Annotated in this window: 6 protein-coding genes; 5 read left to right on the plus strand and 1 reads right to left on the minus strand. The window is 71.1% G+C overall.

From position 1 onward, the window contains the following. Positions 1 to 322: 322 nt before the first annotated feature. From C1I98_RS32325 to C1I98_RS32335, 3 genes are all read left to right on the plus strand, one after another. Positions 323 to 622 carry a DUF4193 domain-containing protein gene (locus tag C1I98_RS32325; protein ID WP_111171144.1) on the plus strand — a complete coding sequence of 100 codons (300 nt, stop codon included), beginning with the start codon at positions 323 to 325 and terminating at the stop codon, positions 620 to 622. 33 nt (positions 623 to 655) lie between these two features. After that, complete coding sequence (locus C1I98_RS32330; RefSeq protein WP_233508374.1) at positions 656 to 1,651, plus strand: hypothetical protein; 996 nt, start codon at positions 656 to 658, stop codon at positions 1,649 to 1,651. A 186-nt stretch (positions 1,652 to 1,837) separates the two neighbouring features. Then, on the plus strand, positions 1,838 to 3,214 hold the full coding sequence (locus C1I98_RS32335; protein ID WP_111171145.1) for an alpha,alpha-trehalose-phosphate synthase (UDP-forming): 1,377 nt from the start codon (positions 1,838 to 1,840) through the stop codon (positions 3,212 to 3,214). A gap of 9 nt (positions 3,215 to 3,223) precedes the next feature. Here the strand turns inward: C1I98_RS32335 and C1I98_RS32340 are convergent, their stop codons facing one another. Then, on the minus strand, positions 3,224 to 3,535 hold the full coding sequence (locus C1I98_RS32340) for a DUF4235 domain-containing protein (protein WP_111171146.1): 312 nt from the start codon (positions 3,533 to 3,535) through the stop codon (positions 3,224 to 3,226). 73 nt (positions 3,536 to 3,608) lie between these two features. On the opposite strand from C1I98_RS32340, the gene valS reads away from it, so the two are divergent. Then, entirely contained in the window at positions 3,609 to 6,134 is a 2,526-nt protein-coding gene (gene valS / locus C1I98_RS32345) for a valine--tRNA ligase (protein ID WP_111171147.1), read from the plus strand. Between the two features lie 113 nt (positions 6,135 to 6,247). Continuing rightward, positions 6,248 to 7,308 (plus strand): AI-2E family transporter (locus C1I98_RS32350; protein WP_233508375.1); only part of this gene is annotated, 1,061 nt, incomplete at its 3' end.

Here is a 7,308-nt window from a genome sequence, read left to right on the forward strand (position 1 = left end):
ATACGGGGTGGGACGAGCGGGCGGCGCACCGGAGGGCGTATCCGGCGCTTCATCCGGCGGGGGGCGTCTCGTTCGCGCCGTACATGTGGTTGGATGTGCCGTCGAACACGGTGCTGCATGGCGTCAATGCTGTGGTTTCCGCCATATTTGGCTAACTGCTCCCATTGGCGGCGGCTCACACGCGTGTAGGGAGGTTCAGTGGCTGTCATCGCTGGGTACCGAAGCACAAATCTCTCGGACCTTTCGGGCACAAAGATGGGGCTCCCGGACGTTATAAGCGCGCGACGGTGCGCAGACAGATAGATGAGGGGGATGGAGAACGATGGCTACCGACTACGACAGCCCACGCAAGACGGACGACGACCTCAACGAGGACAGCCTCCAGGAGCTTCAGGCTCGCCGTACGGACAAGTCGTCCGGCAGCATCGACATCGACGAGACCGACCTCGCCGAGTCGCTTGAGCTGCCCGGTGCGGACCTTTCCAACGAGGAGCTCTCGCTCCGGGTGATTCCTCGTCAGGCCGACGAGTTCACCTGCGCGCGTTGCTTCCTGGTGCATCACAGGAGCCAGCTCGCCGCCGAGAAGGGCGGGGAGCAGATCTGCCGGGAGTGCGCCGCCTGATCGTCCCGACGGATTTGAGGGAGGCTCCGCAGCGTGACAGACAAAGCGGATCGGCCGTCGAGTGACGACATCGGCGAGCCCGGCCGGACACCGGACGAACCCGTGATCATGCCCGGGTCGTCCGATTCCGTCCAGCCGGGCCCGCCGGATCGAGCCGCCGCGTCCTCCGGCGAGCGCTCTCAGCACGACCCGGCCGGAGCCGGCGAGTCCCGTGACGACGACCGGGACCCCGCCGTGCAGGAGAAGCAGGACACGCAGGACGGCCGGCACGACGAGGTGGCGGTGCTCGTGGGCAGGCTGTCCCGGCCCGGCGAGCTGGACCGCGCCGAGCGGCGGCGGCTGCTCGGCCGCCTGACGGCCGCCCTGGTCACGGCGGGCAGAATGGCCAAGGAGACCGGCGCGGGCCGCGGCCGGTGGCTGGCCGACGTCTACATGGCCACGGCGCCCCGGATCCCCATCCGCGATCTGCGCACGCTTGAAGAACACCACTACGGGCTCACGGGCGAGGCCCTGGCCGACGATCTGGTCCGCACCGCGGCGAAGGCCACGACGGCCGTCGGCGCCGTCGGCGGCGCGCTCGCGATGGCCCAGTTCGCCGCCCCTCCGCTGCTGCTGTCCGCACCCGCCCAGCTGGTCGCCGAGACGCTCGTGGTGGCGGCCATCGAGACCAAGCTCATCGCGGAGCTGCACGAGGTGTACGGCGTGGAGGTGCCCGGCAACGGCGGGCAGCGCGCGCTCGCCTTCGCCATCGCGTGGTCCAAGCAGCGCGGTGTCGACCCCCTCGCGCCCGGCTCGGTCACCCTGGCCCTCGGCACCGCGGCCAAGACCGCGCTGCGCAACCGGCTGATGCGCACCCTCGGCCGCCATCTGACCACCCTCGGCCCCTTCCTGACCGGCGCGGTCGCCGGCGGCGCGCTCAACCACGCCGCGACCAAGCGGCTGGCCACGGCGGTGCGCGATGACCTGCGCAAGCGGGGCGCGCTGCCCGAGGGCGCCTCGGCGGCGCGGCGGGAGATCACCTCCGGCTGAGGTTCCCGCGCGTTCCGTGGGTAGGAATCCCGCAGGTGGCACCGTGTACGGTGATCAGTGACGCGGCCGGATTGGGACCCGCCTGAAGCCGGATTTTATGCTGTTCCTGCGGGTTCGTCCGGTAGCCGATCAGAAGCGGTGTGTGTCCATTTCGTAAGGTGGTCGTAGCCGACCATTGGAGGAAGCGTGCAGGGCCGCAGCTCGTTTCTCATCGTCGCCAACCGCCTGCCCGTCGATCGTGACGGCCACGCGGGCTGGCGGCGCAGCCCCGGCGGTCTGGTGACCGCCATCGCCCCGGTGATGCAACGTCGTGACGGCGCGTGGCTGGGCTGGCACGGCGCACCCGACGAGAATCTCGACCCCTTCGAGCACGACGGCATGCACCTCATCCCGGTGCCGTTGTCCTCGGCGGAGGTGGAGCTGTACTACGAGGGATTCTCCAACGCCACTTTGTGGCCGCTCTACCATGACGTGGTCGCCACACCCGTGTACTCGCGGGTGCTGTGGGACGCCTACCGGACGGTCAACGAGCGCTTCGCCCAAGCCGCCGCCGACGCCGCGGCCGACGGCGCCGTGGTGTGGATACAGGACTACCAGCTCCAGCTCGTCCCGGCGATGCTCCGGCGGTTGCGCCCCGACCTGCGCATCGGCTTCTTCCTGCACATTCCGTTCCCGCCCTCGGAGCTGTTCACCCAGCTCCCCTGGCGCAGGGAGATCCTGGAGGGCCTGCTCGGGGCCGACCTGGTCGGATTCCAGCGGCCCGGCGGCGCCTCGAACTTCATCCGGCTGTGCCGCCGCCAGCTCGGCCTGCAACACCAGAAGCACGAGATCTACCGGGACGGCCGGGTCATCCGCGCCGAGGCGTTCCCCATCTCGGTGGACTTCGGGGAGCTGGACAGCCTCGTCCGCGAGCCGCACATCGTCGCGCGGGCCAAGGAGATCCGCTCCGAGCTGGGCGACCCCGAGCACGTGTTGCTCGGTGTGGACCGGCTCGACTACACCAAGGGCATCGGGCAGCGGCTCAAGGCGTTCGGCGAACTGCTCGCCGACGGGGCGGTCAACGCGGGCGACGCCGTCTTCGTCCAGATCGCCACGCCGAGCCGGGAGCGCGTGGAGGAGTACCGCAGGCTGCGCAACGACATCGAGCTCCAGGTCGGCAGGATCAACGGCGAGCAGGGGTTGATCGGCCACCAGCCGGTGCAGTATCTGCACCAGTCGTACCAGCGCAACGAACTCGCCGCGCTCTACCTGGCCGCCGACGTCATGGTGGTCACCCCGGTGCGCGACGGGATGAACCTGGTCGCCAAGGAGTACATCGCCTGCCGGCACGACCTGCGCGGGGCGCTGGTGCTCAGTGAGTTCGCCGGGGCCGCCGACGAACTCCGGCAGGCGTTCCTGGTGAACCCCTACGACGTCGACGGCCTCAAACGCGCGATGGTCGCCGGGATGCGCTCGACTCCGCACGAGCTGGCCAGGCGGATGCGCTCACTGCGCCGCCGCGTGGCGACCTACAACGTGGACCGCTGGGCCGGGGAGTTCCTCCAGGCCCTGGAGACGCCCTGAACCCCGACCTCACGCCTTGGGAGTGGCGGCCTGCGCGATGGCCCTGGCCTCGCTGCGCGCCGACCACGCCTGGTACCGCCTGGCCGCGGCCCGGGTCGCCACGATCCGGGCCACTTCCATGCCCACCGCGGTCACCACGGCGTAGCCGATCGCCTCGCCCATGCTGATGTCCGGCGAGTCGGCATCGGCGGGCGGCTTCCTGCCCGTCGCCTTCTGCCAGCCGTACGCGATCGCCTTGCGCGTGACGAAACCCACGCCGAGCGCGACCAGCCCTCCGATGGCCCGCCACGCCAGATCCGGCTTCTCCGCCTTGTCGGCCATAGCCGCCTCCCCCTTCCGTATATGCGAAAACCCTAGCCCGTCCGGGCAGGTCCCCGGACTACCATAGGGACGCATGACCGAACAGCGATCACGCTATCCCGCCGTGCCCGAGAAACCCGCTCTCGAGGGGCTCGAAGCGGTATGGGTAGCCAGCTGGGAGGCGCAGGGCACCTACCGGTTCGACCGGGCGCGGCCCCGCGAGGAGATCTACTCCATCGACACGCCGCCGCCGACCGTCTCCGGGTCCCTCCACATCGGCCACGTCCTTTCCTACACCCACACCGACCTCATCGCCCGCTTCCAGCGCATGCGCGGCAAGACCGTGTTCTACCCCATCGGCTGGGACGACAACGGCCTGCCCACCGAGCGGCGGGTCCAGAACCACTTCGGCGTGCGGTGCGACCCGTCCATGCCGTACGACCCCGACTTCGAGCCGCCGGCCAAGCCGGGCAAGACCGAGGTGCCGATCTCGCGGCGCAACTTCGTGGAGCTGTGCCACCGGCTCACCGAGATCGACGAGCAGGCGTACGAGGAGGTGTGGCGGCGGGTCGGCCTGTCGGTCGACTGGTCGCTGCTCTACACCACGATCGGCGACCACTCCCGCGCGGTGTCCCAGCGCGCCTTCCTGCGCAACCTGGCGCGCGGCGAGGCGTACCTGGCCGAGGCCCCCACGCTGTGGGACGTCACCTACCGCACCGCCGTCGCCCAGGCCGAGCTGGAGGACCGCGAGCAGACCGGGGCATTCCACCGGATCTCCTTCCACCGGCCCGACGGCGGCCGGGTCGAGGTCGAGACGACCCGCCCCGAGCTGCTGCCGGCCTGCGTGGCGCTGGTCGCCCATCCCGACGACGAGCGCTACCGGCCGCTGTTCGGCGCGTCGGTCACCACGCCGGTGTTCGGTGTGCGCGTTCCGGTCCTCGCACATCGCCTGGCCGAGCCGGACAAGGGCTCGGGCATCGCGATGATCTGCACCTTCGGCGACATCACCGACGTCACCTGGTGGCGCGAGCTGGACCTGCCCACCCGCCCGGTGATCGGGTGGGACGGCAGGCTGCTGCCCGAGCCGCCGCAGGGCGTGCCCGCGGGCCCCTACTCGGAGGTGGCCGGCCGCACGATCGGCGCGGCGCGCGAGCGGATTGTGGCCATGCTGCGCGAGAGCGGCGACCTCTCCGGCGAGCCCCGGCCGGTGACCCGGCCGGTGAAGTTCTACGAGCGCGGCGACCGGCCGCTGGAGATCGTCACCACCCGGCAGTGGTACATCCGCAACGGCGGGCGCGACCCGGAGCTGCGCCGGGCGCTGCTCGCCCGTGGCGCCGAGCTGTCCTGGCACCCGCCGCGGATGCGGGTCCGCTACGACAACTGGGTGGAAGGGCTGGCCGGTGACTGGCTGATCTCCCGGCAGCGGTTCTTCGGCGTGCCCATCCCGGTGTGGTACCCGCTGGACGACGCCGGTCACCCGATCCACGACCGGCCGATCCTGCCCGCCGAGGAGGCCCTGCCGATCGACCCCGCCGACGACGTGCCGCGCGGCTACACCGAAGACCAGCGCGGCAAGGCGGGCGGCTTCACCGGCGACCCCGACGTCATGGACACCTGGGCCACGTCGTCGCTGACGCCGGAGATCGCGGCCCGCTGGGGCGCGGACGACAGGCTGTACCACCAGGTCACCCCGATGGACCTGCGGGCGCAGGCGCACGAGATCATCCGCACCTGGCTGTTCTCCACCGCCGTCAGGTCGCACCTGGAGCACGACCGGCTGCCGTGGTCCAACGCGGCGATCTCCGGCTGGGTGCTCGACCCCGACCGCAAGAAGATGTCCAAGTCCAAGGGCAACGTGGTCACGCCGCTGGCGCTGCTCGAACAGCACGGCGCCGACTCGGTGCGCTACTGGGCCGCGGGCGGCAGGCTCGGGGTGGACACGGCGTTCGAGCCGGGACAGCTCAAGATCGGACGGCGGCTGGCCGTCAAGATCCTCAACGCGTCCAAGTTCGTGCTCGGGCTCGGCGGCGCCACCGATGACCCCGTCACCGAGCCGCTGGACCTGTCGATGCTGGCCCGGTTGCGCGGCGTGGTCGAGGAGGCCACCGCCGCCTTCGAGGGGTATGACCACACCCGTGCCCTGGAGGCCGCCGAGCGGTTCTTCTGGGAGTTCTGCGACGACTACCTGGAGCTGGTCAAGAGCCGGGCCTACGGCTCCGACGCGGGGGCCGGGTCCGCCCGTGCCGCGCTGCGCCGGGCGCTCGACGTGCAGTTGCGGTTGTTCGCGCCGTTCATGCCGTTCGTCACCGAGGAGGTCTGGTCCTGGTGGCGTGACGGGTCCGTCCACCGCTCGTACTGGCCGGTCCCCGCCGACACCGGCACGGGCGGAGACCCCGAGGTGCTGGCCGCGGTGGCCGCCGTCCTGGCCCAGGTCCGCAAGGCCAAGTCGGAGGCCAAGCGGTCGATGCGGTCCGAGGTCGCCCGGCTCACCGTCACCGGCCCGGCCGCCGCTCTGGTACGGCACGCCCAGGACGACCTGTGCGCCGCGGGCAACGTCGAGGAGTTCGTCCTGGACCCGGCCCCGGGCCCCGCGGTCGAGGTGATCCTGGCCGCCGGCTGACCCGATCGCCGGTACGCCGCCGGGGGCGCCGAGTGAGCAAGCTCTCGCCCCCGGTGCCCGCCGGGTGGAAATGCGGCGCGCGTTCGGGTTCCGGACGTGCCAGGCTGTAATGCGTGATCTCCGACCCGCGGCGCCTGACGCAGCTAGTGCCCCCCGTCCTGGCCAAGATGGCGGCGTGGAGCGCGTGTCTGATCCTGCTCGGTGTCGTGGTCCACTACTTCGCGCAGGCCGTCGCGACCCTCCGGTTCGTGGCCCTGCCGGTGGCGATCGCGCTGTTGCTGGCGGCGCTGCTGTTCCCCATCACCAAGCGGCTGCGCAGGGCCGGGCTGCGGCCCATCTGGGCCACCTGGGCGACCATGCTGCTCGCCTTCGCGATCCTCGTCGGCACCGGCTGGATCGTCGGCGCCCGGGCCAACGCTGAGTTCCCACGCCTGGTCGCCCAGCTCAGGAAGTCGGTCGAGGAGGTCCAGGAGTGGCTGATCACCGGGCCGCTGCACCTCCAGAAGGCGCAGATCCAGCAGTGGGTCGACCAGATCACCGACTTGATCACCACGCAGCAGGCCGTGATCGGCAACACCGTGCTGACCGGCGCGACGGTGGCCGTCGAGGTGCTCGCGTCCCTGGTGCTGCTGCTGTTCGTGACGTTCTTCCTGCTCAAGGACGGCGACCGGATCTGGGCCTGGGTGCTGCGCGCCTTCGGCGGCGTCGCCCCGCGGGTCGACCGGGCCGGCCGGGCCGCCTGGGCGACGCTCTCCCAGTACGTCCAGGGCACGGTGGCGGTGGCCGCCGTGCACGGCATCATCATGGGCATCGTGCTGGCCGGGATGGGGGTGCCGCTCTGGGCGCCGCTGGCGGTGCTCATCTTCTTCGCCAGCTTCATCCCGATCGTCGGCATCTTCATCGCGGGCGGCCTGGCCACACTGGTCACCCTGGGCTCGCAGGGGCCCATCCTGGCGCTGGTCTTCGTCGGCATCCTGGTCGTGGAACAGCAACTGGAGAACCACGTCCTGCAACCGCTGATCGTCGGCCGGGCCGTCAACTTCCATCCGCTGGCCGTGATCCTGGTGCTGGCCGTCGGCGGCGTGCTGGCCGGGATCACCGGCGCGGCGGTGGCCGTGCCGATCGCGGCGGTGATCTACCGGGCGCTGCCCGAGCTGCGCGGCGGCCCGCCCGC

This window comes from Spongiactinospora gelatinilytica, assembly GCF_003236385.1.
GTDB classification, from domain to species: Bacteria; Actinomycetota; Actinomycetes; order Streptosporangiales; family Streptosporangiaceae; genus Spongiactinospora; species Spongiactinospora gelatinilytica.

Bases quoted from the DNA above. Each gene is read 5' to 3' on its own strand.
- C1I98_RS32325 (WP_111171144.1), top strand. From the start codon at position 323: ATGGCTACCGACTACGACAGCCCACGCAAGACGGACGACGACCTCAAC.
- C1I98_RS32340 (WP_111171146.1), bottom strand. From the start codon at position 3,535: ATGGCCGACAAGGCGGAGAAGCCGGATCTGGCGTGGCGGGCCATCGGA.
- valS (WP_111171147.1), top strand. From the start codon at position 3,609: ATGACCGAACAGCGATCACGCTATCCCGCCGTGCCCGAGAAACCCGCT.